Below are 26,141 nucleotides of genomic sequence, written 5' to 3'. Positions count from 1 at the left end.
GTCAGCTGGTCGCGTCCACCGCGCGCCGGGGCGCGTTGCGGGCGAAGAGCCCAGGTAGGAGCCCGCCGATCTTCGTCCCGATGCACAGGCTGACGAAGGTCGCGAGCGGGGTCGCGAGCGCCTCGGGATCGAAGGTGGCCACCGCCACGAGCCCGACCGTCCCCGGCACGAGCAGCAGGAACGCCGGGAAGAACGACACCGTCGCCGGGATCGCCGGCACGAGCCGCTCGAGCAACCGGGTCGCGACGAACAGCAGCGCCGCTGCGGCACCGGTCGCGACGACGCTGCCCCAGAGCGGCGTCGTCGTGCTCACCACGGCGTAGGCGGTGACCATGACCGCCACCGACACGAGCGTCAGGCGCCACCCGGACCGGAACACCAGACCGAGCCCGACCGCGAGCACCACGACGGCGACCCACGACACCCAGTACGCCGGCACGGACTCCCAGCCGGCCAGGTCCGTGCCGACCCCCGCGACCTCGCCGACGAGCGCGGCCGACGACGGGTCGACGTGCAACCCGGTCAGGGCGCTGCCGGACGCGATGCCGGCGGCCATGAAGCCGAGCATGATGAGGCCCTGCACCAGCCGCGACGACCCGGTGACGATGTCCGCGGCGGTGAGTTCGAGCAACGCGTTGGTGATGAGCGCGCCCGGGACGAACACCGCCACCGGGGCGCAGACCGCGAAGAGCGGGACCTGCTCGAACCCGGTGCCCGCGGCGACCAGGCCGACGATCGCCGTCGACACGAACGCGGCCAGGAACGGGATGATCGCCACGGCCTCGCGGAAGCGTCGGAGCACCAGTCCGATCACGCCGACCAGGCCACCGACGACCAGCGCCAGCACGATCGCCCACCACGGGCACCGGAAGACGACGGCCAGGCCGGCGGAGGTCAGGGCGTTGCCGAGGATCCACGGCAGGGCGGGTGGCGGGACGGTGCCGGCGCGGATGGCCCGGACGCGGGCCGGGATCTCGGCGAGGGCGATCGAGCCGCTCTCGAGCCCGAGCACGACGCGGTTGGCGCGGGCGGCCTGGCGGGAGGACAGTTCGACGCCCTCGGCGTTGACGATGGTGGCGGCGCCCGTCGAGACCTCGCTCACCATCACCAGGGCGGGCAGGACGCCGATCGCGAGCGTCGGTCCGACCCCGGCGGCGTCCCGCGCCTTCTCGAGCGCCGACCGGACGTCGGTGACGGAGCTGCCGGCGTCCAGGAGCAGGGCTCCGAGGGTGCCGAGGAGCATGCCGACCGGGACGCTCTCGCCGTCGACGACCTCGACGTGGGCCTCCGGTCGGCGGAGGGCGTTCTGCAGGTTGGCGAGTGCGCTTCCGAGTCCGACCACGATCGTCGATGCTACTGGGCGCGCGGTGTTCGGTACCCCCGGTGGGACTCGAACCCACAACTCGGCGATTGTGAGTCGCGTGTCGGTTCACGAAGTCGGTACCCCCGGTGGGACTCGAACCCACAACTCGGCGATTTTAAGTCGCATGCCTCTACCGGTTGGGCCACGGGGGCGGGCCGCAACAGCCTACCGATGCACGAAGGCGGTCACCCTTCGCAGGTGACCGCCTTCGTGACGAGTGGTGCTACTTGGCGTCGGCCGGGGCCGTCACCGGCTCGGCGGCGTTGGAGACGTCCTTCGCGGGTTCGCCGTAGACGGGGCCGGCGGCACCGGCGACCTTGCCCTCTTCCGGAGCCTGGGCTGCGGCGGGCGCGGCCGGAGCCTCGGCAGCGGGCTTCGGACGGGACGCGAACGCCTCGAACGCGGCACGGGGGGTCTCGCGGTCGTCGAGCGACACGATGTCGCGGCCGAGGAAGAAGCCACCGACCCAGTCGCCGATGACGCGCCACTTGCGCTCCCACGACGGCATGGCCAGGCCGTGGTAGCCGCGGTGTGCACCCCAGGCCAGGAAGCCCTTCATGGCGAACTTGCCGGACTGGAACACACCGGTTCCCAGGCCGAGGCCGGCGACGGCGCCGAGGTTCTCGTGCTTGTAGTCGGTCGTCGCCTCGCCACGGATGGTCGCTACGACGTTCTTCGCGAGCTGCTTGGCCTGGCGCACGGCGTGCTGGGCGTTCGGCACGCAGAACCCGCCGACACCGCCACCGGTCAGGTCCGGCACGGCTGCGACGTCGCCGCAGGCCCATGCGTCGGCGATCACGCCGTTGTCGTCGACCACGCGCAGGTCGGGCTGCACGCGGATGCGGCCACGCTGCTCGAGCGGGAAGTCGGTGCCCTTGACCATCGGGTTCGCCATGACACCGGCGGTCCAGATGATGAGGTCGGACGGGATCGTCTCGATCGCTCCGTCGCTCGTCTTGAGCTCGCAGACGCCACCGACGGCCGAGGCCAGCTGGGTCTCGAGGTGCACGGTCGCGCCCCGCTCGGCGAGGTTCTTGAGCACCCAGTGCGAGGTCTCGAGCGAGACCTCGGGCATGATGCGGCCCATCGCCTCGACCAGGTGGAAGTGCGTGTCGTCGAAGGACAGCTGCGGGTGGCTCTTCAGCAGGTCGGTGACGAAGGAGCGGAGCTCGGCGAACACCTCGATGCCGGCGAAGCCACCACCGACGACGACGACGGTGAGCAGGCGGTCGCGCTCGGGACCGGCCGGCAGGTTCGCCGCCTTGTGGAAGTTGCTGAGGATGCGGTCGCGGATCGACGCGGCTTCCTCGATGGTCTTCAGGCCGATGGCCTCGTCCGCGACGCCCGGGATCGGGAACGTGCGGGACACCGCGCCGGCGGTCATGACGATCTGGTCGTAGGACTCCTCCCACGCCTCGCCCTCGGTCGGGGTGATCGTCGCCGTCTTGGTGGCGTGGTCGACCCCGGTGACCTTCGCCGTGACGACGCGGGTCTTCTTGAGGTGACGACGGTGCGCGACGACCGCGTGACGCGGCTCGATGGAACCGGCGGCGACCTCGGGCAGGAACGGCTGGTACGTCATGTACGGCAGCGGGTCCACCATGACGACCTCGGCTTCGCCCTGGCGAAGGTGCTTCTCGAGCTTCCATGCGGTGTAGAAACCGGCGTAACCGCCGCCGACGACGAGGATCTTGGGCACGGGGGATGATCTCCTTGGATGGGGGTGTGCGGGAGTCGAGTCAGACTTCGCCGCCACCCGCCCCGACTCCAGCGTCTGCACCGTCATCATACGCCCGGCATGTACACCGGGAGGGCGACCAGTCCGCGCGCTCGAGCGCGAGGTCACCGATGGGGTTGACGCCGGGTCCGGCGGCGAGGGCGTGGCCGACGAGGGCGTGCAGGCACTTCACGCGGGTGGGCATGCCACCGGCGCTGATGCCGTCGATCTCGTCGACGTGTTCGATCGACTCGCGATCGGCCAGGTAGGACTCGTGGGCCGCGCGGTACTGCGCGGCGACTTCGGGGTCCTCGAGCAGGGCTGCCAGCTCGGGCATGACCTGGTTGGCCTCGAGGGTGCTGACCGCAGCGGTGGCCGCGGGGTGGCACAGGTAGTAGAACGTCGGGAACGGGGTGCCGTTCGACAGCCGGGGCTTCGTGGAGACGACGGTGGGGTTGCCACAGACGCAGCGTGCCGCGATCCCGATGACGTCACGTGCCGGTCGGCCGAGCTGCGCCGACACGACCTGGACGTCGTGGTCGGAGGGCGGGTCGAAGGGAGGGGTCGTCACGGGAACGTGAGCCTACCGGAGAAGCGGAACCCCTCGCACCGTCGGGCCGGACGGCTCCGCGCCCCGCGGTCCGGGACTACTTGCTCTCGCCCGTCCCGGAGACGTCGGGGGCGACGAGGTCGGCTGCCCGCTCGTCGGTGAGCCCGGACTGCAGCACCGACGAGAGCATCGCCTGCACCCAGTCGACCTTGGGCGTCTGCACCTTCGCGCTCACGGGGGTGCCCGAGTCGGTGGTGGGGGTCGTGTCGGCGGCCTCGTCCTCGGCGCCCATCACGAGGTAGCTCTCCTCGCCCGGGTACACGTAGAGCAGCCGATCGCGGGCCTGTGCCTCGATGTACGCCGGGTCGTCCCAGCGCGCGACGTCCTTCTTCTTCTGCGCGACGTCGGCCTTCTGGCTCGCGACCTCCTGCTGCTGCTGGGCGATCTGCTCCTGCTGCTGGATGAGCGTCCGGAGCGACGGCGCGAGCACCACCACGAAGAGCACGATGATCGCGAGCATGAGCAGGCTGAACCCGGAGAAGTGGATCGAGCGGTACCAGGGCTGCGCGGGCGTGCTGCCGTCGGGCAACGCCACGGGGACGCGGCGGACGCGGGGCTTCTGGCTGGGCACGGTCCGACGATAACCCGGCACGGTCGGTCGGGGCCGCCCGGCACGCGGCCGTTCGGCGCCCTCCCAGCGTCCCGCCTCGTCACGCCGAGGCAGCCGGGAGGCACGGCTCCGGCCCGTCCCTCCCGTCCCGCACCTGGAGTGGTCACCACACACCGCCCGGTGCACGTCCGGTGGTCACGTCCCGTCGGCCAGACCCGGTCCAGCCGACGACTGGTGACCACTCGACGCAGCACGCGCGGCACGTCCTGACCGCTCGGCACTCCGGGGCCACACGCACGACGAGACGCCGTCCTCCCGGAGGAGAACGGCGTCTCGGTGGTGCGGGTGCTGCTGGCCGGGCTGGTTACAGCGACGCGGCGCGCGGGAAGGCCGAGCGACCGGCGTACACCGCGGCGTCGCCGAGCTCTTCCTCGATGCGGAGCAGCTGGTTGTACTTCGCGACACGGTCCGAGCGGGCCGGGGCACCGGTCTTGATCTGGCCACCGTCGACCGCGACCGCGATGTCCGCGATCGTGGTGTCCTCGGTCTCGCCGGAGCGGTGCGACAGGATCGAGGTCAGGCCGTGACGGTGCGCGAGCGAGACCGCGTCGAGGGTCTCGGTGAGCGTGCCGATCTGGTTGACCTTGACGAGGATCGAGTTCGCGGCCTTCTCGTCGATGCCCCGCTGCAGACGCTTCGGGTTGGTGACGAACAGGTCGTCGCCGACGATCTGGACCTTGTCGCCGAGCTCGGCGGTCAGGTGCGACCAGCCCTCCCAGTCGTCCTCGGCCAGCGGGTCCTCGATGGTGACGAGTGGGTAGTTCGCGACGAGCTCGGCGAAGTAGGAGGTGAACTCCTGGCTCGAGAGCTGCTTGCCCTCGAACTGGTACTTGCCGTCCGAGAAGAACTCGGTGGACGCGACGTCGAGGCCGACGGCGATGTCCTTGCCGGGCGTGTAGCCGGCCTTCTCGATCGCGGTGAGCAGGAAGTCGAGCGCCGCGCGGTTCGACGCGAGCTCCGGCGCGAAGCCGCCCTCGTCGCCGAGGCCGGTGGCCAGGCCCTGCTTCTTCAGCTCACCCTTGAGGGCGTGGTACGTCTCGACGCCCCAGCGGAGTGCCTCGGAGAAGGACTCGGCGCCGTAGGGCACCAGGAAGAACTCCTGGATGTCGACGTTGGTGTCCGCGTGGGCACCACCGTTGACGACGTTCATCAGCGGGACGGGCAGCGTGTGCGCGTTCGGGCCGCCGAGGTAGCGGAAGAGCGGCAGGTCGACCGAGTCGGCCGCGGCACGGGCGACGGCGAGCGAGGCACCGAGGATCGCGTTCGCGCCGAGGCGGGACTTGTTCTCGGTGCCGTCGAGCTCGATGAGCGCGGCGTCGACGAGGCGCTGGTCGGTGGCGTCGAAGCCCTCGAGCGCCGGGCCGATCTCGTCGAGGACGGCGTCGACGGCCTTGAGCACGCCCTTGCCGCCGTAGCGCGAGGCGTCGCCGTCGCGCAGCTCGTACGCCTCGAACGCGCCGGTGGATGCACCGGACGGGACGAGCGCGCGGGACACGACGCCGTCGTCGAGGAGGACCTCGACCTCGACCGTCGGGTTGCCTCGGGAATCGAGGACTTCGCGTGCGCCTACGGCATCGATCAGGGCCACGGGGTACTCCCTACACATTGGTTGTGGTGATTGCGGTGTCGATCCTAGCGAGCGGAGGTGAACACGACATCGGCCGTGACGCCCCGCCGTTGACGAGTCCGCGCTGGAACGAGGACCGGGTGCTCAGTCGAGCGGGCGGAACTCGACGCCCTCGAGCGACGCGGTGTCCGCCGAGACGGTCGCGAACGCCGTGAAGCCCTGGGCGGCGAGGCCGGCGAGCAGGTTCTTCGTGTTCTTCGTGCGGCGCTCGAGCCGGACGCGTCGGTGGGACGCCATCGCCTCGGTCTTCAGCGCGGCGAGCCGGACCGGGTCGACGTCCTTGTCGTACACGAGCACGACGGCGTCGGCCTCGGCGGACTCCGGGAGGGTCACGAGGTCGACGAGCCGCTCGAACCCGAGCGAGAACCCGACCGCGGGGACGTCCTGCCCGAGGAACCGGCCGATCATCCCGTCGTACCGGCCGCCGCCACCGAGGCTGTAGCCGAAGTCGGGGTGCGCGACCTCGAAGATCGTGCCCGTGTAGTAGCCCATGCCGCGCACGAGCGTCGGGTCGAAGCGCAGGTCGACCCCGGGGAGCGCCTCGCGCAGGCGGAGCAGGTCGGCGAAGGCCTCGGTGTCGAGCCAGGGCGCCCCCTCGACCGACGTCCAGTCGGCGGCCTCGAGTGCGCGGATGGTGTCCTCGAGCCCGGGCAGGTCGGCGCCCACGGTGCTGCGGAGTTCCGCCGCGACGCCGTCGGCGCCGATCTTGTCGAGCTTGTCGATCGTGATGAGTGCGCGGTCGGCGGCGGCCGTCCCGGTGATCCCCCACGACGCGAGGAGCGCCAGCAGGATCCGGCGGTCGTTGATCCGGATCGTCGTCCCGCTGACCCCGAGGGCGTCGAGGGCCGCGGTCGTCGCGCGGATGAGCTCGATCTCGGCGAGCTGCCCCGGCTCACCCAGGATGTCGATGTCGCACTGCACGAACTGGCGGTAGCGGCCCTTCTGCGGGCGCTCGGCACGCCAGACCGGGGCGATCTGCACGGATCGGAACACCGACGGCAGCTCCGCGCGGTGGGAGGCGTAGAACCGGGCCAGCGGGACCGTCAGGTCGAACCGGAGACCGAGGTCGGCGAGGTCCAGCGGTGCTTCGGCCGCCCGCAGGTCGTCGGTGGTGAGCCCGCGCTTCATCACCGCGAACGCCAGCTTCTCGTTGTCACCGCCGAGTCCGGAGTGCAGCCGCGCAGCGTCCTCGACCACCGGGGTCTCGATCTCGTCGAAACCGTGTCGCGAGTAGACGTCCCGCACGACACCGAGCACGTGCTCGCGCCGGGCCTTGTCCGCCGGGAGGAAGTCACGCATGCCACGGGGTGCCGTCACGGTCGTTGCCATGCGGTCAATCCTGGCAGATGGGCGTCCCGGCCTTGCGCATCCGCCGACCTGCTGACATACTGCATGCAGAACCTCGGTCCGGATCGTGCCTGATCCGCGCTCCGGACCGATTCGCGGGGCGACGTGCTGCAGTGCGTCCCGCGGTTCGAGCGGGCTTCCCTGTCGGCCCCTCTCCCTGGTGGAGCCGACGCCCGCTCCCGGGCGCCCTCTCTTTTTCGGGTTGGGAGGGCGCCCGTTCCCCCTGCCCGGATCCTCCGAGCCCCGAGACGACGTCGCGCGCCGGGGATCACTCCACAGCGCGACCGGCCTCCTCCAGCGCTGAGACGGCGGCCCGCAGACTCGCGACCGGGTCCACCCCTCGTCCTGCCGCAGCCGCGACCTCCCCGAGCACCGCTCGCCCCCACTCGGCGTCGACCGTCCCCACCCCGTCGTCCGCAGCCGGCGCAGCGGACGAACCACGGGCCTCCAGGCCAGCGCCGGAACCGACGCCGACGACGGACGCGACGACCGCGTCGGCGTCCCCACGTTCCTCCAGGCGTTCCAGCAGCTTCACCGCACGCTCCAGGGGCGGCATCGCCCGCGGCACCCCGTCGAACGCACTCCGCCGACTCGCCTTCTCGGCGGCCTTGGCCGCACGCCAGACCCGGACGACGTCCTCGACGGTGTCCGCGGTCTCGTCCCCGAACACGTGCGGGTGCCGCCGGGTCATCTTGTCCCGCACCCCGGCGGCGACGTCCTCGAGGGTGAAGTCCCCCGCCCGGGCGGCGATCCCCGCGTGCAGGACCACCTGGTAGAGCAGGTCGCCGAGTTCCTCGCGGACGTCGTCCGGGTCGCCGTCGTCGACGGCGTCGACGAGTTCGTACGACTCCTCGACGGCGTAGCGGGCGAGCGAGGCGTGGGTCTGCGCCTGGTTCCAGACGCACCCGCCGTCCTCGGCGAGCAGGCGGTCGACGACGGTCACGAGGTCCGGTACGGCGGTCATCTGGTCATCGTGCCACCCGCGTAGACTGGTCGTGGTGTGTCGGGAAGTCTGGTCGACGGACAATCACCCGACCCCTCGAGACGGAGATCCATGTCGTCCCTCGTCCGCTCCCCCCGCTTCAGCGCCATCGCGCTCCTCACCGCCGCCGTGCTCGGCCTGGTGGTGGCGAACTCCCCCGTCGGCCCCGGCCTCGAACGACTGCTCGACGCGCACCTGCCGCTCGGTGCCCTCGGCCTCGACCTGTCGATCGCGCACTGGATCAGCGACGGGCTGCTCGCGGTCTTCTTCCTGCTCGTCGCCATCGAGCTCAAGCAGGAACTCGTCGACGGCGAGCTGTCGAACCCCAAGACCGCGATCATCCCCGCCATCGCGGCGGTCGGCGGGGTGCTCGTCCCGGCCGGTGTCTTCCTGCTCGTCACCGCGGGCACGCCGTACACGCACGGGTGGCCGATCCCGACGGCGACGGACATCGCGTTCGCGCTCGGGGTGCTCGCCATGTTCGGTCGCGGGCTGCCGAGCGGCATCCGGGTGTTCCTGCTCGCGCTGGCTGTGCTGGACGACCTCATCGCGATCATCATCATCGCCGTGGTGTTCGCCCACGACACCGACTTCCTGGCCCTCGTGGGTGCTGTGGTCGCGCTCGCGGCGTTCTGGCTGCTCGGCCGCATGCTCCGCCCGGGGCGCAGCGGCCAGACGCTGATCATCGTGGCGATGGTCCTGGTGGGGCTCGTGACGTGGTGGCTCGTGTACCACTCCGGTGTGCACGCCACGATCGCCGGCGTCGCCCTCGGTCTCGTGCTCCCCCGCCGCCCTGGCCACACCCTGCACGAGAACGTCGAACCGTGGTCGAATGCCGTCGTGCTGCCGGTGTTCGCGTTCGCATCGGCCGCCGTCGTCATCCCCGCGGTCGGCATCAGCGAGCTCTCCCCCACGTTCTGGGCGGTCGTCGTCGCCCTGCCGGTCGGCAAGGTCATCGGCATCACGCTGTTCGGCACGGTCGCCACGCGGATCTTCCGCTCGCCCGGCCGCTCGTCGCTGTCGTTCTTCTCGATCATCACCGTCGGCGTGCTCGGCGGCATCGGGTTCACGGTGTCGCTGCTCATGAACGAACTGGCGTTCGCCCGCAACGAGGAGATCCTCGACGAGGGCGTCCTCGCCGTGCTCGTCGGATCGGGCATCGCGATCGTCGCGTCGGCGGTCGTCGTCACCCTCCGGGCGCGCGCCTACCGCGCACGCCGCGAGCTGTCCGAGGCCGAAGACACCGAGTAGCGACTCGCCGGCCGGGGTTCGCACCCGTTCCGCGACGATCCACGCGTCGTTCGACGCGTGCTCTGTCGCAGACGGCGTGTGCGCCGTGGACGTGGCGACGGACGGACTGGAGGCACGGTGCCAGCTGGCACCGTGCCTCCGGTCCGTGTGCGCTCGCGTCTACGCGGCCGGCGCCTCGGCCGGGGTCGTCGCCCCGTACACGGCGGTGAGGATGCTCTCCACCCACCGGATGAGGGCGTCGTCCGGCAGCGCCTGGTCGTGCGGACGCGGCATCGGGATGCTCGTCGCGTTCTGCTGCGGGAACCAGCGCGCCCCCGGGAACATGCGCTTCAGCCGCACCTGCGACGAGTCGGCGAGTTCCTTGCCGGCGACCCGCAGGTTCGAGCCCATCACCACGACGTCGGACAGGCCGACCTGCTGCGCCATGCGACGGAGGCGGGAGACCTCGACCAGGGTCTGCACGGCCTGCGGCGGCTGTCCGTAGCGGTCGGTGAGCTCGTCGAGCACCATGTCGATCGCGTTCGGTTGCGCCGTCGGGGCCGAGGCGGCCGAGAGCTTCTGGTACGCCTCGAGCCGGAGCCGCTCGGACTCGACGTAGTCCTCGGGGATGTGCGCGTCGACGGGGATCTCGAGCCGGAGCTCGGTCTGCCCCTCGGCGACGTCGCCGCGGAACTGCGACACCGCTTCGCCGATCATCCGCAGGTACAGGTCGAAGCCGACGCCGGCGATGTGTCCGGACTGCTCCCCGCCGAGCAGGTTTCCGGCCCCGCGGATCTCGAGGTCCTTCATGGCGACCTGCATGCCCGCGCCGAGCTCGTTGTTCGCGGCGATGGTCTCGAGGCGGTCCTGCGCGGTCTCGGACAGCGGCTTCTCGGAGTCGTAGAGGAAGTACGCGTACCCGCGCTCCCGCCCGCGGCCGACCCGACCGCGCAGCTGGTGCAGCTGGGACAGACCGTACTTGTCCGCCTTGTCGATGATGAGCGTGTTCGCGTTGGCGATGTCGAGGCCCGTCTCGATGATCGTCGTCGAGACCAGGACGTCGAAGCGGCGCTCCCAGAAGTCGACCATGACCTGCTCGAGGGTGCTCTCCGACATCTGCCCGTGCGCCACGGCGATGCGGGCGTCCGGCACGATCTCGGCCAGGTGCGCGGCGACCGACTGGATGTCCTTCACGCGGTTGTGCACGTAGAACACCTGCCCCTCGCGCAGCAGCTCGCGGCGGATCGCCGCCGCCACCTGCAGGTCCGACTGCGGCCCGACGAAGGTCAGGATGGGGTGGCGGTCCTCGGGCGGGGTGGCGAGGGTCGACATCTCGCGGATGCCCGTGACCGCCATCTCGAGCGAGCGCGGGATCGGGGTCGCCGACATCGCCAGGACGTCGACGTTCGTCTTGAACTTCTTGAGCTGGTCCTTGTGCTCGACGCCGAACCGCTGTTCCTCGTCGATGATGACGAGCCCGACGTCCTTGAACGTGATGCCCTGCGAGAGGATCCGGTGGGTCGCGATGACGATGTCGACCGTGCCGTCGGCGAGCCCGGCGATGGTCTCCTTCGACTCCTTCTCGGTCTGGAACCGGCTGAGGGCGCGCAGGTGCACGGGGAACCCGGCGAAGCGCTCCTGGAACGTCTCCATGTGCTGGCGGACGAGCAGGGTCGTCGGGACGAGCATGACGACCTGCTTGCCGTCCTGCACGGCCTTGAACGCGGCACGGATCGCGACCTCGGTCTTGCCGTAGCCGACGTCGCCGGAGAGCAGGCGGTCCATCGGGATCGGGCGTTCCATGTCGCGTTTGATCTCGTCGATCGTGGTGAGCTGGTCGGCGGTCTCGGCGAACGGGAACGCCTCTTCCAGCTCGCGCTGCCACGGGGTGTCCGGACCGAACGCGTGCCCCTTCGACGCCATGCGCGCCGAGTACAGCTTGACCAGGTCGACGGCGATGTCGCGGACGGCCTTGCGCGCCTTCGACTTGGCGGCGGACCAGTCCGAGCCGCCCATCTTCGACAGGGTCGGGGACTCGCCGCCGACGTACCGTGACAGCTGGTCGAGCTGGTCGGTCGGCACGAAGAGCTTGTCGCCCGGGTAGTTGCGCTTCGACGGCGCGTACTCGAGCACGAGGTACTCGCGCTGCGTCTTCACGGCGTTGCGGCCGCCGCTGGAGACCTCGCGGCTGACGAGCTCGACGAACTTGCCGATGCCGTGGGTCGCGTGCACGACGACGTCCCCCGGCTTGAGCTGCAGCGGGTCGACGACGTTCTTGCGCCGGCTCGCGAGCTTCTTGACGGTGCGGGCGCCCTGCTGGACGCTGCGGCCGTAGAACTCGGCCTCGCTCAGCACCACGATGCGGGGGTCGGGGATCGCGAAGCCGTGCTCGACGCTCGCCGTCGTCACGACGGCAACGCCGGGCTCGGGCGGCGCGGTCACGGCGTCGGCACGTGCGGCGACCCCGGCGTCGGCGAGGACCTGCACCGCACGCTCGACGAGGCCCTGGCCCTGCGCGGTCACGACGACCGCCCACCCGTCGTCCGTCAGCGACTTGACGTGCGCGATCGCCCCGTCGGCACTGCCGGCGAAGCTCGGGACGGCCTCGGCCCGGACGCGGATGTACTCGCCGGCCTCAGCGGCGGCCTCGGCGTCGGTGAGGACGCGCTCCGTGTCCCCTTCGTCGAGGCCGGAGTCGAACGGCGACACCGTCCACCAGGTGCGCTGGCCGCGGGTGTTCTTGAGCTGCTGCACGGTCAGGAAGTTGCCCGCGTCGAGGTCGATCGGGGCCTGGGCACCGGCGACCGCGGCGCTCCAGGCCGCCTGCAGGAACTCGGTGTTCGTCTCGGCCAGGCTGTTCGCGCGGCCGTTCACCCGCTCGGGCGAGAACACCGCGATGGTGGCGTCGTCCGGCAGGTAGGAGGTCATCGGCACGAGGTCCTGCACGAGCGCCGGTGCGAGGGACTCCATGCCCTCGACCGGGATGCCCTCGGCGATCTTCGCGAGCATCTGGGACAGGTTCGGGAACTCGTGCAGCATCTCGCGCGCCCGCTGCCGGACGTCGTCGCTGAGCAGGAGTTCGCGCGAGGCCGTCAGCTCGACCGAGCCGAGGTCGTCCTCTGTGGTGCGCTGGTCGGCGACGGAGAACGCCTTGATCGCCTCGATCTCGTCGCCGAAGAAGTCGACGCGTGCCGGGTGGTCGGCCGTCGGCGGGAAGACGTCGAGGATGCCACCGCGCACCGCGAACTCACCACGGCGGGTGACGAGGTCGACGCGCGAGTAGGCGAGGTCCACCAGCTGGGACGCGATCGCCGCCAGGTCGTTGCCCCGCGAGTCGGTCCGCAGCACCACCGGCGCCAGGGACGTCAGATTGCTCGCGATCGGCTGCAGCGCGGCGCGGACGCTCGCGACGACGATGGTCTGGCGACGCTCGGCCGGGTCCGCCGCCTGCCACGCCGCGAGCTTCCGGAGCGTCGCGATGCGCGTGCCGACGGTCTGGGCACTCGGGCTGAGGCGTTCGTGCGGCAGGGTCTCCCACGCCGGGAACTCGAGCACGTCGGCGTCGGGGACGTAGCTGCCGAACGCTTCTCGGACCGCCTCGGCTTCACGCCCGGTCGCCGTGATGACGAGGACGCACTGCGGACCGTTGCGTTCGGCGAGCAGCGCGCCGAGCAGCGGCACGCGCAGGCCGTCCACGACGGAGAAGTCGGCGTCGCGCGGTGCGGCGCGCAGCACGCGATCGAAGGCGGAGGCGCGCGAGAGCGCAGGGATGATGCCCGAGATCGTCACTCCGCCCATGGTACCGGCGAGGTCCGACACCCGGACCGGTGTGCGCAGCGGGCGAACAGGGGCCGGTGTGCGGGGTGGTGGTGCGGTCAGCCGCGGTTCCGGCGGGTGCGAGAGCTGCGGACCACGAGCCCGAGCCCGAGCAGGACCGCGGCGGCGACGAGCGGACCGGCGACGGAGGCACCGGTGACGGCGAGGGCCGACCGTGTCGGAGGAACGGCAGGGGCGGCGGTCCCGGCGGCCGTGGTCGGAGTGGCAGCACCGCCGGCTGTGGTGGGACCCGCGGCTGCCGCGCCCCCGGTGACCACCGGCGCCGTGGGGGCCGTCGCCCCGGGTGTCGGAGCGACGGGCGTGGAGACCTCGGGGGTCGGTGGCACGGGCCCGGTCGTGGGGGCGGGCACGGTCGGTACCGGAACAGGGGCGGTCGTCGGCCGTTCCGTCGGGGTGACCGTGGCCGTCGGGACCGGAACCGGCGTCGGCGCACCGGTCGGTTCGGGTGCAGGGGTCGTCGGCACCGGTTCCGGGGCCTGCGTCGTCGGCGGCCCCACGACCGTCGTGCTCGCGGTCGGCTCGGCCGCGAGGGAGCGCGTGGCCGTGACGACACGACGTCGGTTGTAGTCCGCGACCACCATCCGGGGTCCGTCGACGGACACCGCCGTCGGGTTCGCGAGCGGGGACCCGTCAGGCGCTGCGTCGAGTGCCACCGTCCAGGCCTCGCCGTCGTACGACCACACCCTCCCGCCACTGTTGTCGACGGCGAACACCGAGTCGTCGTCGTCCACCGCGACCCCGAGCAGACGGGCGCGCTCGGTGGCCGGGAACCCGAGGGCCTGGACGCTGCCGTCCGACCGTTGCATCCGCCAGACCTCATCGCGCTGGGCATCGGTGACGACGAGCGCGCTGCCGTCCGCACTGAGGGCGACCCCGCCCGGGTCCGTCCAGGGGCCGGTGACCGTCGTCCAGTCGCCCGATCCCAGGTCCGCGGTCCACAGTTCGCCGCTCCCGGGGACGGCAGCCCACACCGTCGTGCCGTCCACGGCGAGCTCGGAGACCGACCGGCGGACGGGTGGTGCGGGGATGCGTCGGACCGAGCCGCCGTCGAGCACCGCGACGGTGCGTCGACCGGCCTCCGCCACGACGAAGCGCCCGTCCGCCAGGGCCACGACGGCCGATGGGTTCCACATCGCCGCGTCGTGCGTGCCGAACCCGGCGACGGTCTCCCAGGTGCCGTCGACGTCACGACGCAGGACCCCGTTCGCCGCGAAGTCGGCCACGACGAGGCGTCCGAGTGCGTCGTGGTCGACGTCGTTCGGTGCCGAGAAGGACGCCGCCACCGGCGGTGCTGTGGTCTCCGCGGTCTGGGGAGCCCACTCGTCCGGCACGGCGCCGACCGCGGGGACGGTGAACCCGTTGAGCACACCGACGGTGACCAACCCGGCGACGAGCACGGCGACGCCGCCCGGCAGCACGGCGGCCCGGAGCGCGCCGGAGATCGTCGTGCCCTGCGTCATCCGTGCCCCCGGCCTTCGTCGTGGGACCCGTCGCCCCGACGAGAACCTACCCGCGGCGGGGTACGCCGTCGGTCCCCCAGTTCGGGGACTGCGCGGGAACAGGACAGCGACGGGACCGAGCCCGCGCGAGCACGTGCGCCGGGCTGACGGACGGGATCAGGACGGGGCGTGCACGCGCTGCTGTGCGGCGAGCAGCCCGACCTCGGCGATCGCCTGTACCGCGTCGGCGGCGTCGGCCAACAGGATCGGAAGGGTCTTCTTCTCGGCTGCGGAGAAGTCGCGCAGCACGTAGTCGGCCGGGTCCTGCCGACCGGGCGGACGTCCGATGCCGACCCGGACGCGCGTGAACTCGTTCGTGCCGGTGGCCTTGATGATGTCGCGCAGACCGTTGTGGCCGCCGTGCCCGCCGTTGCCCTTCAGGCGGACGGTGTCGAACGGCAGGTCGAGTTCGTCGTGCACGACGACGAGGTCGGCCGGGGTGGCGCTGTAGAAACCGAGTACCGAGGAGACCGGTCCGCCCGAGGTGTTCATGAACGACCCGGGCTTCGCCAGCACGAGTCGCGTGCCGCCGGGCACCAGGCGCCCCTCGGCGACCTGGTTCGGCGTCTTGTGCTTCTTGAACGTCGCACCCATGCGCGAGGCGAGTTCGTCGAGGACCATCTGGCCGACGTTGTGGCGGTTGCCGGCGTAGTCGGGCCCGGGGTTCCCGAGCCCGACCACGACGAGGATTCGATCCGTCACAGCGTCGACCAGATGTCTTCGGAGGGGTGTTACTCGGAGACCGGCTCGGAGCCGCCCTCGGCACCCGCTTCGGCGCCGGCCTCGGCCGATGCCTCGTCCGCGGCGTCGTCGTCCGCGGTGCCACGCGGGGTGACGATCTGCACGACGAGCGCCTCGCCGTCGGTCTCGAGCTCGGCGCCCTCGGGGAGGGTCAGCTCGGCGGCCGTGATCTGCTTGCCGTCCTCGAGGCCCTCGACATCGACCGTGACGTGCTCCGGGATGTCGGTCGCGAGCACGAGCAGCGAGACCGTGTTGAGGTCCTGCACGTGGATGGTGCCGGAGAAGGACTCGCCCTCGACGACGACGGGCACGTCGACCGTGACCTTCTCGCCGCGGCGGAGGACCACGAGGTCGATGTGCTCGATGATCTGGCGCACCGGGTCACGCTGGACGTCCTTGACGAGGGCGAGCTGCGCAGCGCCCTCGATGTCGAGGTCCACGACCGCGTTGGCGGTACGGACGAGCAGCATGGTCTCGTGACCGGGCAGCGAGATGTGCTTCGGCTCGGTGCCGTGGCCGTAGACGACCGCGGGGATCTTGTCGGCCGCGCGGAGCTTGCGAGCAGCGCCCTTGCCGAACTTGGTGCGGACTTCCGCTGCGAGCTTGGTGTAGTCGGCCATGGTGCCTCCTGGTGTCGGGGACGACGCCGGGGTGCCGGCATCGTGGGGGTCTGTGGTGTTGCAACTCGAACGCGTGCACGCGTGAGGAACGATCCCAGGGTCTTGCCGGGTATCCCACCGCGTCGATCACGGCCGCGCGTACGCAGCCCTCGCCGAAGTCAGGGACTGAGTCTAGCAGGACCGTCCGGGCGTGTCGCGCGCCACGGTCCGGACGCACACCAGTGACGGACGGGAGGCCCGTGGCGGTCCCGCCACGGGCCTCCCGTCCGTCGCCCCGCGCGGCGGGCGCGGGGCGCTCCCCCCAGGACCGCTCCCCGCGACTGCCGGGTCAGTCGACGTCTGCAGGCGCCGCCGGCGCGAGCCGCGCGATCGCCCTGTCGAGGCGGGCGTCGACCTGCAGCTGCCTCGTCGAGCCCTTCCGGAGCACGACCGCATCGGTCGCGGTGACGTGCAGCAGCCGCTCCCACTCCGCCGCGTACAGCGCGTTGCGGTAGCCGGAGGACCCCTGGCACGCGACGTCCCGTCCGGCGACGGCGATCTCGGCCTTCCCCGGATCGTCCGAGAACAGGACGACCTGGTCGCCGTCACGTGCGCTGACGTGCATCGAGGGGGTCGGCATGCCCTCCGGACCCTCAGGCAGGTCCAGCACACCGGACGGCGCCATGCAGGTACGCCACCCGGCCGCGGCTGTACGGACCCGGTCGTCCTGGCGCGCGTCCAGCGCCGCCAGGTACGTCAGGCGCTGGGCCAGTTCTGACGCCGCCTGCTCGGTGCCGCGCAGCGTGGTACCGAGGGTCTTCCGGGCCGCGTTCCAGCAGCGGGCGGCCACGCCGTCCGGGAGCGCGGCGAAAGCCGCCTGACGGTCGGGGTCGTACCCCCACTTCCGCATGCCCTCCTGGTTCGCACCGGCGGTGGACGGCCCGTGGTAGCCGCGGGTCTCGGCGAGCGCCGCGGTCAAGGGCCGGGTGGTCGCGAGTGCGGGTGACGGGTTCGCCCGAGCGGCGGTGTCGCCAGCGTCGTCGTCGGCCTGCAGCCCGGCCCCGGTCGCCCAGGGAGCCGCGTCGTCGATGCCAGCCTTCCGCAGGCAGGGTTGTGCCACCAGGTTCTCCGCGTACGTGCTCTTCGACGAGGCCGGTGCGGCGAAGGCGTCAAGCGGCATCGTCCACGCCGTGCTGTCCTGTTCGACGGTGGGTGCGACCGCGACGTCGGCGCGATCGGGCAGCCCGTGGACCACGGCGCTGGCCAGTCCGGCGAGGACGACGACGAGGGTGCCGGTCTTCGCGATGCGGTTGGTGATCTGCATGGTTCCCCCTAGGCGCGGACGAGGCCGCGTTCGTGTGCGGTGATGACGACCTGGATCCGGTTCCGGAGTCCGAGCTTCATCAGGACGGCGCGGACGTGGGTCTTCACGGTGGCGTCGCTCAGGAAGACGGACTCGGCGATCTCGGCGTTGCTGAGCCCCTTCGCGACGAGCAGGAAGACCTCGCGCTCGCGGGCGGTCAACGCGTCGAGGACCTCTTCTCGCCGATCGGTCACGGCCGGGGTGCCCTGCGCGCGAAGCAGGTCGAGCGCCTCGGCTTCGGTCGGTGCCGGTCGGCCAGCGTGCACGTCGCGGATGGTCGCGGTCACGACATCGGGCAGGGCGTCCTTCGTCAGGAAGGCGGCGGCTCCGGCACGGAGTGCTGCGAGGACGGCGTCGTCGCGGCGGATGGTGGTGAGCGCGACGACCCGCGGGCGGTCGTGGGTCGAGTCGGCGAGACGCGTCAAGGTCTCGATGCCGTTCATGACCGGCATCCGCAGGTCGAGCAGCAGCACGTCGGGGTGCTCGGCGGCGCAGAGCTCGAGGGCGGCGGCACCGTCACCGGCGGTCCCGACGCAGGACATGTCGTCCTGGGCGTCGACGAGCATCTGCATCCCGGTGGCGAACAGTCGCTGGTCGTCGACGACTGCGACGCGGACGGCGGTCATCGGACGTGCTCCGGCAGGCCGGTCTCGGTCTCAGCCGTCGCTGCGGTCGGCAGCACCCCGGCCGTCGCCGCGGGCGGCACCACCGCGGTCGTCGGGATCCACGCCGTGACCACCCACTCGTCCGGGGTGTCGCCGACACCGGCGCGCAGCCAGCCGCCAGCCAGTCGGGCGCGCTCCTGCATCCCGGCCACACCGGACCCCGTGCCGTCGAGCTCCACGAGGGGTTCGCTCCCCCGCGACGACACGACGACGCCGAGCCCCGGTCCGCGCCAGTCGAGCGCAACCCGCGCCGTCGCTGTCCGGCCCTGGTGCTTCAGCACGTTCGTCAGGCTCTCCTGCGCGATCCGGTGCACCGCGCTGGCGCCGCCCGCGGGCAACAGCCCGGCCCCGTGCTCCTCGAACGTCGCGGTCATACCGAGCTCCCGCATGTCCTCGACCAGGTCGGGGACGTCGCGCAGCCCGTGGCGATCGGCGTCGTCGCTCGCCTGGATGCGTTCCACCAGGGCGCGGACGTCGCCCAATGCCGAGCGGCTCACGTCGGCGATGTCCTGCAACGCTCGGGCGGCGTGGTCGTCCCGCACGGCGATGGCCGCGGCACCCTGGGCCTGGGAGACGACGACCGCCAGCGAGTGGGCGAGCGAATCGTGCACGTCACGGGCGATCCGCGCGCGGTCCTGCTCGGCCCGGAGCTCTGTCGTGGTCACCTCGGTGCGGCGCTGTGCCTCGACCACCCGGACCCGGGCGAGGCCGATCCGCCACGCGGCACCGATGGCCACGCCGACCGCCCAGGCGACACCGCTGACCCCCACGAACGCGAACGCGATCGTGACGAGGTCGGACCGGGTCCCGCCCGAGTGCCCCACCCAGCTGCTCCAGACATCCTGGTCGGCAGCGGTCGGGACCGCCATCGCCCAGGCGGCCGCCGCACTCGCGAGCAGGAGCACGGGGACGGCCAGGTAGCGGAGCAGGTCGGACCGGCCGGCGCCGACGACGCCGACGACGATCGCGATCGCCAGGTACTCCGGCCAGGTCGTGTCGGTCGGCCGGGTGAGCAGTCGGGCCGCCTGCAGGAGCGGGATGCCGACGACCAGTCCGAGCGCGGTCCCGGGCATCCACGCGGCGAGGCCGATGGCGACGGCGAAGGCCGACACCACGACGACGTGATCGGCGAGCTCCGCGCGCCCGGCTTCGGCGACGATCCAGAGCACGAGGTACACGGCGCCGGTGGCGGGGGCCAGCAGGTGCCGGTACCGGCGGAGGAGGGAGGTCATGACGCGAGCGTATGGGCCGCGCCAGACGGGGACCGAGCCGTGCGGCCGCTTTTCATCCGAGGTGATGAGGTCCGACCGGACGGCTCAGCGGCCGACCTTGCGGCGGTGCTCCTGCGCGGCGTGCAGGACGTCGCGGGCCCGGTCGCTCGCAGCCTCGGCCTCGTCGCGGGCTGCCTCGAGGCGGGTGATGTCGGCTTCGGCCTGCTCGAGGGCACGCTGGAGCTCCGCGCGGCGCTCCTCAGCCTGTTCGAGGTCGGCCTCGGCGGTGTCGAGTGCGGCGTCGGCGTCGCGGGACTCCGTGCGCGCTGCGGTCTCGGCCTGGCGCGCGGCCTTCCGATCGGCGGCCGGGTCGCTGTCCGCTTCGGGCTCAGGTTCGAGTTCGGGTTCGGCGTCCGGTTCCGGGGCATCGCGCTGCGCGGCCCTGGAGGCACGGCTCGCCTGCCGCGCACCCCTCGCCTGGGAGATGGGGATGGGCGGGGCATCGCTGCCGGACCAGGCATCGGGGACCGCGTCCGGGTCCGCGAGCGCCCCGTCGAGGTCGACCGCGTCGAACCCCACGCTCTCGAGCGCCGTCACGAGCAGCCCCGACCGGACGGCCGCGCCGGCGTGCGGGTCTGCCATCGCCGCCTCGATCGTCGCCCGGACCTGCTCGAGCACCGCCGGGGTCACGGGGTGTCCGGCGTCGGACGCCAGGTCCGCACCGGCCTGCGCGAGGGCGTCGACGACCTCGGTGCGCTGCCGACGGAGGGTCCGGATCGCGTCGGGGTCGGCGTCGGCCTGGGCCCTGCGGAGCGCCGGCCCGAGGTCGACGGCGTCGTCGAGGGCACCGTCGTGGGCGAGCAGGTCGATCACCCAGGCCGCCGGGGCGGGCTTCCGGAGCCGCCCGATCGCCGTGGCGAGGGCACGGTCGTCCTTCCGCACCGCGCGCTGCCGAGCGGTGCGCTCAGCGACGAAGTCCTGCGGCGCGACGAGCAGCAGCTCCCTGGCGACGTCTGCGAACTCCACGCGACCACTGTGCCCGTTGAACACCAGGCCCGTTCAACACCAGGCCCGTTCAACACCGCTCCCGTTCAACACCGCGCCCGTTCAACACCGCGCCCGTTCAACACCGCGCCCGTTCAACACCGCGCCCGCCACAGCGTCGAGGACTACCAGTCGTGGACGGTGCCGTCGGCCAGGCGGTTGAACGGCAGGTACGCCTGCTCGTAGGGGTACTTGCCGGCCTCGTCGACGTCGAGGCTGACCCCGAGGCCCGGCTCGTCGCCCGGGTGCAGGTAGCCGTCGGTGAACGTGAACGTCTGGTGGAACACCTGGTTGGTCTGCGGCCCGTGCTGCATGTACTCCTGGATGCCGAAGTTGTGGATCGCGAGCCCGAGGTGCATCTGCGCGGCGAGTCCCACCGGGGAGATGTCGGTCGGCCCGTGGAAGCCGGACCTGACCTGGTACAGCGCCGCGTACTCCATCGTCTTCTTGAGCGGGGTGACGCCGCCCATGTGCGTGACGGCTCCGCGGACGTAGTCGATGAGCTGGTCGCGGATGATGTCCTTGAAGTCCCAGATGGTGTTGAAGACCTCGCCGATCGCCAGCGGCGTCGTGGTGTGCTGCCGGACGAGCTTCAGGGCCTCCTGGTTCTCGGCGGGGGTGCAGTCCTCGAGCCAGAACAGGTCGTACGGCTCGAGCGACTTGCCGAGCTTGGCGGCCTGCAGCGGGGTCATCCGGTGGTGCCCGTCGTGCAGCAGCGGCAGTTCGGGACCGAACTCGTTGCGGACGGCCTCGAACACGGTGGGGACGTGGCGCAGGTAGGCGCGGGTGTCCCAGTCCTCCATCGCCGGGTGGGCACCGCGCTGCGCGGGCTCGAAGTCGTAGCGGACGCCGGCGTTGCCCTCGGTGGTCCTGTTCGACGCGATGCCGTAGATGGACTCGAGGCCGGGGACGCCGGTCTGCACCCGGATCGAGCGGTAGCCCTCTTCCTGGTGTTCGCGGATGGAGTCGAACAGCTCGGGCAGCTCCTTGCCCGAGGCGTGGCCGTACGCCATGAGCCCGGTGCGCGACGCCCCGCCGAGCAGCTGGTAGAGCGGCATGCCGGCGACCTTCGCCTTGATGTCCCAGAGGGCCATGTCGACGGCGGCGATCGCGGCCATCGTGACCGGACCACGGCGCCAGTACGACGACCGGTACAGGAACTGCCAGGCGTCCTCGATGCGGCTGGCGTCACGGCCGACGAGCAGCGGGACGACGTGCTCGGACAGGTAGGCGGAGACCGCGAGCTCACGGCCGTTCAGGGTGGCGTCGCCGAGTCCGGTCACGCCGTCGGCCGTGGTGAGCTTGAGCGTCACGAAGTTCCGGTTCGGGCTGGTCACGATGACCTCGGCCCGCTCGATCAGCTGGCCGCGGTCCGCCGAGGCCCAGGTGTCCGGACGGCCAGCGGTGGTCTCGGCCGGCCCGCTGTCGGTGGCGCCGGGGACCGGGGCCGCAGGGTTGGTGGTGTTCGTGTCGGTCATGCGTGGACTCCTCCGTTGGAGCGTTCGCGGGCGCGTGCCGCGGCGGTGCGGATGCGGTCGGCCGCCGCCGTCACGGCGACGACCACGGGGGTGGTGTCGAGCTCGGGCGCGACGACAGCCAGGACGTCGTGCACGTCCGAGTCTGGCCCGGGGGCACCGGGGTCGTCCACCAGGTCGGGTTGCTGGGAGACGTGCAACCACCACGCGGCGAGGGCGGTGGCCGCTCCGGTGCCGATGCCGACCGAGGGGTCACGGGCGAGCCGGTGGCGCACGACGTCGACGACACGGACGGGCAGCTTCTGCGAGCCGCCGGACGCGATCTGCCGCAGGGTGTGCCGGATGCGCGGGTTGGCGAACCGCTCGACCAGGGCCGCGCGGGCGTCGGTGACCTCGGCCTCGGGCAGCGGGAGCTCGAGTGCGGCTTCGTCCCAGAGCTGCTCGACGGCGGTGCGGCAGACCGGGTCCTCCATCGCCGAGGCCACGGTGTCGTGGCCGAGCTGCAGCCCCAGGTAGGCGAGGAGCGAGTGCGAGCCGTTCAGCAGCCAGAGCTTCCGCTGCTCGTACGGGGTGACGTCGTCGACGACGCGCACCCCGGCGGTCTCCCACGCCGGGCGGTCGATCCCGTCGAAGGCGTCCTCGAGCACCCACTCCGCGAACGGCTCGGTGACGACGGGGACCCGGTCTCCGGCGAGCGCACCCGGCAGTTCCGACAGGTCCGCAAGGTCGGTGTCGGTGGTGGCCGGGGTGATCCGGTCGACCATCGAACTCGGGAACGCGACGTTCGCCTCGATCCAGTCGCGCAGGTCGTCGTCGGTGACGGCGTCGAGCACGGCACCGCGCAGGACCACCCCGTTGTGCGTCAGGTTGTCGAGACTGACCAGGGCGATGCGCCCGGAGCCGGCGGCACGGCGGGCGTCGAGCCCCGCGACCAACCGAGCGGGGACGTCGGAACCGGCCCGGTAGCCCTGCTCGGTGACCGTCAGCGTGACGATGGTCGTCGCCGGCGACGCGACCACGTGCCTCCAGGCCGCGACGTCGCTGCCCGGGTGGGCGGCCACGATCGTGTCGAGCACCTCGGCGTCGTCGCCGGACGCGGCTCGGGTGACCAGCGTGTACCGGCAGTCCTGCGCGGCCAACGCGTCCGCTGCCGCGGGCGAGCGGCCGGTGAAGGCGGTGATGCCCCACGGCTCCCCCGTGGTGTGGGCGGTGTACCAGGCGAGGTGGGCGCGCGCGAACGCGCCCACCCCGACGTGGACGATGCCCGGACGGCGCTCCGTCATGCCGTCACCGGCACGAGGGAGCGGAGGTACGCGAGGTTGTCGGCGGTGCGGGCCCCGAGCGGCAGGTCGGTGGAGAAGTCCTCGATCGTGACCCACCCGTCGTAGCCCACCTGGCGGAGCGCGTCGAGGTACTCGGACACCGACGCCTGGCCGGCGCGCAGGGGTGCCCACTCGTGCTGCCAGATCGAGCTGCCGTCGGCACGGGTGTCGCCGGTGTCGACCCAGCGGGCGTTCTTCACGTGGGCGTGAGCCAGGTACGGCCCGAGCAGTTCGAACGCGGCGAGGTGGTCCTCGTACCCCTCGATCACGAGGTTGCCGAGGTCGTGGATGACGCCGACGTGTGCGGGGTCGAGACCGTCGATCAGTCGCAGTGCCGCGGAGGCCGACGGCGTGATCGTCATGTGGTGCAGCTCGACGAGTGCCTTCACGCCGAGCTCCGACGCACGCGACGCGACCCACTCGAGGTCGGCGCGGGTACGGTCGACGAGCTGCGGGTAGGTCTCGCCGGTGCGTTCCGTCTCGGCGCGGTAGTTCGGCATCGTGACGCGGACCTGCCGGGCACCCAGTTCGCTGGTCACGCGCAGCATCGTCTCGACGCCGTCGTGGTCGGCGGCCGGCTGGTAGCCGCCGATGCCCGAGTACTCGAGCCCGGCGGCGTCGGTGACCCGGGCGATCTCGCCGACCCGGTCGCGGATGCCGGTGTACTGCCACGTCGAGTTGTTACCCGCCCAGAACGACCGCTCGGCGGAGACCTCGGTGCCGTCGGCCGGGCGGTCGTCGACGATGCGCCACTCGATGCCGTCCCAGCCCTGTGCGGCCAGGGTCTCGGCGGCTTCGGACGGGGTCCAGTCGGGGGTCGAGGCGGTGAACACGGAGAACTTCATCGGGTGGCTCCTTCGGTCGTGGGGGCGGTTGCGGGTGTGCCGACGACCGGCACCACGTCGTCGTACGTCCCCTCGATCACGTCGTCGATGCGCACGGGTCGTCCGAGCGTCGCGCTGACGTAGAGCCCGCGGACGGTGGCGAGCGACACCAGGGCTGCGTCGACGGTGACACCCGGTTCGCGTCCGTGCCGGATCGCGTCGACGATGTCCGTGTACTGCCGAGCGTGCCCCGCGGCGAAGTGGTCGGGCTCAGCGGGGCCGCCGACGACGTGCTCGGGCGGGACGACGTCGTCCTTCTGGTCGACGGCTCCGGCGACCGCGGTGGCGTTCGACGTGGTCGCGGCGGACTCGAGCGTGGCGGTGTCCGGGGCGATGTGGAAGTACGCGAGCCGGTCGTCGTCGACGATGGCGGAGCCGTGCGTGCCGTACACGGCGTAGCGCGCGGACAGCCCCGGGTACGCGGCGGTCGTGCAGTGGACGACGCCGAGCGCGCCGCCGGCGAACCGGACGGTGGCGACGGCGGTGTCCTCGACCTCGATGCGGTCGTGCGCGAGCAGCCCGGTCTGCGCCGAGATCTCGACCGGGCGACCGAGTGCCCAGACGAGCAGGTCGACGGTGTGGACGCCCTGGTTCATCACCGCCCCGCCGCCGTCGAGGGCCCAGGTGCCGCGCCAGTCGCCGGAGTCGTAGTACCCCTGCGACCGGTACCACGCGACGCTCGCGAGCCCCGAGGTCACGGTGCCGAACCCGCCGTCGTGCGCGGCCCGGGCGACGGCTGCCGACGCCGGGTCGAAGCGGTGCTGGCTGATGACGCTCGTGACGAGCCCGCGGTCACGAGCGGCTGCGGCGAGCGCCGCGATCTGCCGTGCACGGGGCATCGTGGTGTCGAGCGGCTTCTCGATGACGACGTGCTTGCCGGCGGCCAGGGCGGCCTCGGCGAGCTGCACGTGCATGCCGGACGGCGAGCAGATCGCGACGACGTCGATGTCGGTCTGTTCGATCGCCTCCTCGATGGTGGACGTCGTGATCGGGCGGGCGGCACCCAGCTCCTGGACCGCGTCCGCGGCGCTCGTGGCGGCTTCGGGCACGGCGTCGACGAGGGCGACGACCTGCAGGTCGGGGTGGCGGACGGCGACGGTGGCGTGGTGGCGTCCGATGACGCCGGTGCCGACGACGGCCAGGCGGAGCGGGTTGGTGGGGTCGGTCATCGCAGGGTGACTCCGATCTGGTCGGTGAGGGTGCGGAAGGCCCGTCCGGCACGACCGAAGGCCGCGGGGCCGGAGAACCCGCCGAGGGAGGTGAAGTCGCTGAGGTGCGGCTCGAGCGAGGCGTACCCGGAGTACCCGGCGTCGCGCAGCGCGCTGAGGGTCTGGAGCAGTTCGCCGTCGCCCTCGCCCGCGGGCACCACCGACGAGTCGGCGGCCAGTGCGTCCTTGACCTGCAGGTAGTCGACGTACGGGGCGAGCTGCGCCCACCCGTCGGTGAACGGCTTGACGCCGCACTGCACGTAGTTCGCGTTGTCCCAGGCCAGTCGGAGCGCCGGGGACCCGACGCTCTCGACGATGTCGAGCACCCGCGCGGGGACGTCGCCGTAGATGTCCTTCTCGTTCTCGTGCAGCAGGGTCACGCCCTCGCGTGCGGCGAGGTCGGCCAGGGCGCGCATCCGGACGAGGACGTCGTCGCGGACGTCCTCCGGCTGCCGGCCTTCGAAGTAGAACGAGAAGATCCGGATGTTCGTCGTGCCGAGGGCGTGCGCGGCACGGATCGCACGGGCGAGTCGGGACACCTCGTGCTCGACGGGTTCGTCGACGGGCACCTTGCCGATCGGCGAGGCGATCGCGGACACGGTCTGTCCGCGCTCCTCGAGCAGGCGGTGGAGTCCGGCGAGCTGGTCCTCGTCGAGGTCGACGACGTTCACGCCCCAGGCGCTGCGGACCTCGATGGCGCTCGCGCCGAGCGCCTGCAGGACCGCGACCTGGACGACGGGGTCGGCGTCGATCTCGTCGCCGAAGCCGGAGAGTTCCCAACTGGGCTGGTCGGTCATGGTGTCCTTT

General features: G+C 72.0%; 21 protein-coding genes and 2 tRNA genes. 1 reads left to right on the top strand and 22 read right to left on the bottom strand.

Annotated features, from left to right (window positions below; genetic code table 11):
* Position 1 precedes the first annotated feature (1 nt).
* The 9 genes from Q9R26_RS17135 to Q9R26_RS17095 form a co-directional block, all read right to left on the bottom strand.
* Positions 2–1,342, bottom strand: coding sequence for a threonine/serine exporter family protein (locus Q9R26_RS17135; protein WP_027464496.1), 1,341 nt, complete (start codon positions 1,340–1,342; stop codon positions 2–4).
* Between the two features lie 33 nt (positions 1,343–1,375).
* Positions 1,376–1,442, bottom strand: a tRNA-Ser gene (locus Q9R26_RS17130).
* Positions 1,442–1,515, bottom strand: a tRNA-Leu gene (locus Q9R26_RS17125). Before Q9R26_RS17125 ends, Q9R26_RS17130 begins: the two co-directional genes overlap by 1 nt.
* A 71-nt stretch (positions 1,516–1,586) precedes the next feature.
* Positions 1,587–3,062, bottom strand: coding sequence for an NAD(P)/FAD-dependent oxidoreductase (locus Q9R26_RS17120; protein WP_182066284.1), 1,476 nt, complete (start codon positions 3,060–3,062; stop codon positions 1,587–1,589).
* A gap of 40 nt (positions 3,063–3,102) precedes the next feature.
* The gene (locus tag Q9R26_RS17115) at positions 3,103–3,651 is read right to left on the bottom strand and encodes a DUF501 domain-containing protein (protein ID WP_182066283.1); all 549 of its coding nucleotides are present in this window, start codon (positions 3,649–3,651) and stop codon (positions 3,103–3,105) included.
* 76 nt (positions 3,652–3,727) lie between these two features.
* Complete coding sequence (locus Q9R26_RS17110) at positions 3,728–4,261, bottom strand: septum formation initiator family protein (protein ID WP_311227997.1); 534 nt, start codon at positions 4,259–4,261, stop codon at positions 3,728–3,730.
* Between the two features lie 343 nt (positions 4,262–4,604).
* Complete coding sequence (gene eno / locus Q9R26_RS17105; protein ID WP_027464494.1) at positions 4,605–5,888, bottom strand: phosphopyruvate hydratase; 1,284 nt, start codon at positions 5,886–5,888, stop codon at positions 4,605–4,607.
* Between the two features lie 123 nt (positions 5,889–6,011).
* The gene (gene hisS / locus Q9R26_RS17100; protein WP_182066281.1) at positions 6,012–7,256 is read right to left on the bottom strand and encodes a histidine--tRNA ligase; all 1,245 of its coding nucleotides are present in this window, start codon (positions 7,254–7,256) and stop codon (positions 6,012–6,014) included.
* Positions 7,257–7,542: 286 nt separating this feature from the next.
* Positions 7,543–8,238: a MazG family protein gene (locus tag Q9R26_RS17095; protein ID WP_311227996.1), complete on the bottom strand. Its 696-nt coding sequence runs from the start codon at positions 8,236–8,238 to the stop codon at positions 7,543–7,545.
* Positions 8,239–8,328: 90 nt separating this feature from the next.
* On the opposite strand from Q9R26_RS17095, the gene nhaA reads away from it, so the two are divergent.
* Positions 8,329–9,507 (top strand): Na+/H+ antiporter NhaA, encoded by a 1,179-nt coding sequence (gene nhaA, locus Q9R26_RS17090; RefSeq protein WP_311227995.1) that lies wholly within the window; start codon positions 8,329–8,331, stop codon positions 9,505–9,507.
* Positions 9,508–9,666: 159 nt separating this feature from the next.
* On the opposite strand, the gene mfd is transcribed toward nhaA, so the two are convergent.
* The 13 genes from mfd to Q9R26_RS17025 form a co-directional block, all read right to left on the bottom strand.
* Entirely contained in the window at positions 9,667–13,275 is a 3,609-nt protein-coding gene (gene mfd, locus Q9R26_RS17085; protein WP_311227994.1) for a transcription-repair coupling factor, read from the bottom strand.
* A gap of 86 nt (positions 13,276–13,361) precedes the next feature.
* Positions 13,362–14,783 carry a hypothetical protein gene (locus Q9R26_RS17080; protein WP_311227993.1) on the bottom strand — a complete coding sequence of 474 codons (1,422 nt, stop codon included), beginning with the start codon at positions 14,781–14,783 and terminating at the stop codon, positions 13,362–13,364.
* A 156-nt stretch (positions 14,784–14,939) separates the two neighbouring features.
* Positions 14,940–15,524, bottom strand: a complete 585-nt coding sequence (gene pth / locus Q9R26_RS17075; RefSeq protein WP_182066276.1) for an aminoacyl-tRNA hydrolase — start codon at positions 15,522–15,524, stop codon at positions 14,940–14,942.
* Positions 15,525–15,553: 29 nt separating this feature from the next.
* The gene (locus Q9R26_RS17070; protein ID WP_182066275.1) at positions 15,554–16,183 is read right to left on the bottom strand and encodes a 50S ribosomal protein L25/general stress protein Ctc; all 630 of its coding nucleotides are present in this window, start codon (positions 16,181–16,183) and stop codon (positions 15,554–15,556) included.
* Between the two features lie 328 nt (positions 16,184–16,511).
* Positions 16,512–17,486 (bottom strand): hypothetical protein, encoded by a 975-nt coding sequence (locus tag Q9R26_RS17065; protein ID WP_311227992.1) that lies wholly within the window; start codon positions 17,484–17,486, stop codon positions 16,512–16,514.
* Between the two features lie 8 nt (positions 17,487–17,494).
* On the bottom strand, positions 17,495–18,151 hold the full coding sequence (locus tag Q9R26_RS17060; protein ID WP_182066273.1) for a response regulator transcription factor: 657 nt from the start codon (positions 18,149–18,151) through the stop codon (positions 17,495–17,497).
* Positions 18,148–19,422, bottom strand: a complete 1,275-nt coding sequence (locus tag Q9R26_RS17055; protein ID WP_311227991.1) for a histidine kinase — start codon at positions 19,420–19,422, stop codon at positions 18,148–18,150. Before Q9R26_RS17055 ends, Q9R26_RS17060 begins: the two co-directional genes overlap by 4 nt.
* A gap of 84 nt (positions 19,423–19,506) precedes the next feature.
* Positions 19,507–20,427, bottom strand: coding sequence for a hypothetical protein (locus Q9R26_RS17050; RefSeq protein ID WP_311227990.1), 921 nt, complete (start codon positions 20,425–20,427; stop codon positions 19,507–19,509).
* 143 nt (positions 20,428–20,570) lie between these two features.
* On the bottom strand, positions 20,571–21,923 hold the full coding sequence (gene manD / locus Q9R26_RS17045; RefSeq protein ID WP_259362876.1) for a D-mannonate dehydratase ManD: 1,353 nt from the start codon (positions 21,921–21,923) through the stop codon (positions 20,571–20,573).
* Entirely contained in the window at positions 21,920–23,203 is a 1,284-nt protein-coding gene (locus tag Q9R26_RS17040; RefSeq protein WP_311227989.1) for a mannitol dehydrogenase family protein, read from the bottom strand. Before Q9R26_RS17040 ends, manD begins: the two co-directional genes overlap by 4 nt.
* The gene (locus Q9R26_RS17035; RefSeq protein ID WP_311227988.1) at positions 23,200–24,087 is read right to left on the bottom strand and encodes a sugar phosphate isomerase/epimerase family protein; all 888 of its coding nucleotides are present in this window, start codon (positions 24,085–24,087) and stop codon (positions 23,200–23,202) included. The genes Q9R26_RS17040 and Q9R26_RS17035 overlap by 4 nt, the downstream gene beginning before the upstream one ends.
* Complete coding sequence (locus Q9R26_RS17030; RefSeq protein ID WP_311227987.1) at positions 24,084–25,295, bottom strand: Gfo/Idh/MocA family oxidoreductase; 1,212 nt, start codon at positions 25,293–25,295, stop codon at positions 24,084–24,086. The genes Q9R26_RS17035 and Q9R26_RS17030 overlap by 4 nt, the downstream gene beginning before the upstream one ends.
* Complete coding sequence (locus Q9R26_RS17025) at positions 25,292–26,131, bottom strand: sugar phosphate isomerase/epimerase (protein WP_182066267.1); 840 nt, start codon at positions 26,129–26,131, stop codon at positions 25,292–25,294. The genes Q9R26_RS17030 and Q9R26_RS17025 overlap by 4 nt, the downstream gene beginning before the upstream one ends.
* Positions 26,132–26,141 lie beyond the last annotated feature (10 nt).

The sequence above is a fragment of the Curtobacterium sp. BRB10 genome, assembly GCF_031844325.1.
GTDB classification, from domain to species: Bacteria; Actinomycetota; Actinomycetes; order Actinomycetales; family Microbacteriaceae; genus Curtobacterium; species Curtobacterium poinsettiae_A.
Note: the sequence above shows the minus strand (reverse complement) of the source record. Positions and strands in the feature narration are given on the sequence as shown.

What these genes read in the sequence shown, in the direction of transcription:
- Q9R26_RS17055 (WP_311227991.1), bottom strand. Translation starts at nt 19,422, where the DNA reads ATGACCTCCCTCCTCCGCCGGTACCGGCACCTGCTGGCCCCCGCCACC.
- Q9R26_RS17095 (WP_311227996.1), bottom strand. Translation starts at nt 8,238, where the DNA reads ATGACCGCCGTACCGGACCTCGTGACCGTCGTCGACCGCCTGCTCGCC.
- Q9R26_RS17060 (WP_182066273.1), bottom strand. Translation starts at nt 18,151, where the DNA reads ATGACCGCCGTCCGCGTCGCAGTCGTCGACGACCAGCGACTGTTCGCC.
- Q9R26_RS17025 (WP_182066267.1), bottom strand. Translation starts at nt 26,131, where the DNA reads ATGACCGACCAGCCCAGTTGGGAACTCTCCGGCTTCGGCGACGAGATC.
- nhaA (WP_311227995.1), top strand. Translation starts at nt 8,329, where the DNA reads ATGTCGTCCCTCGTCCGCTCCCCCCGCTTCAGCGCCATCGCGCTCCTC.
- Q9R26_RS17035 (WP_311227988.1), bottom strand. Translation starts at nt 24,087, where the DNA reads ATGAAGTTCTCCGTGTTCACCGCCTCGACCCCCGACTGGACCCCGTCC.
- manD (WP_259362876.1), bottom strand. Translation starts at nt 21,923, where the DNA reads ATGACCGACACGAACACCACCAACCCTGCGGCCCCGGTCCCCGGCGCC.
- Q9R26_RS17040 (WP_311227989.1), bottom strand. Translation starts at nt 23,203, where the DNA reads ATGACGGAGCGCCGTCCGGGCATCGTCCACGTCGGGGTGGGCGCGTTC.
- Q9R26_RS17065 (WP_311227992.1), bottom strand. Translation starts at nt 17,486, where the DNA reads ATGCAGATCACCAACCGCATCGCGAAGACCGGCACCCTCGTCGTCGTC.
- Q9R26_RS17080 (WP_311227993.1), bottom strand. Translation starts at nt 14,783, where the DNA reads ATGACGCAGGGCACGACGATCTCCGGCGCGCTCCGGGCCGCCGTGCTG.
- Q9R26_RS17070 (WP_182066275.1), bottom strand. Translation starts at nt 16,183, where the DNA reads ATGGCCGACTACACCAAGCTCGCAGCGGAAGTCCGCACCAAGTTCGGC.
- Q9R26_RS17030 (WP_311227987.1), bottom strand. Translation starts at nt 25,295, where the DNA reads ATGACCGACCCCACCAACCCGCTCCGCCTGGCCGTCGTCGGCACCGGC.
- hisS (WP_182066281.1), bottom strand. Translation starts at nt 7,256, where the DNA reads ATGGCAACGACCGTGACGGCACCCCGTGGCATGCGTGACTTCCTCCCG.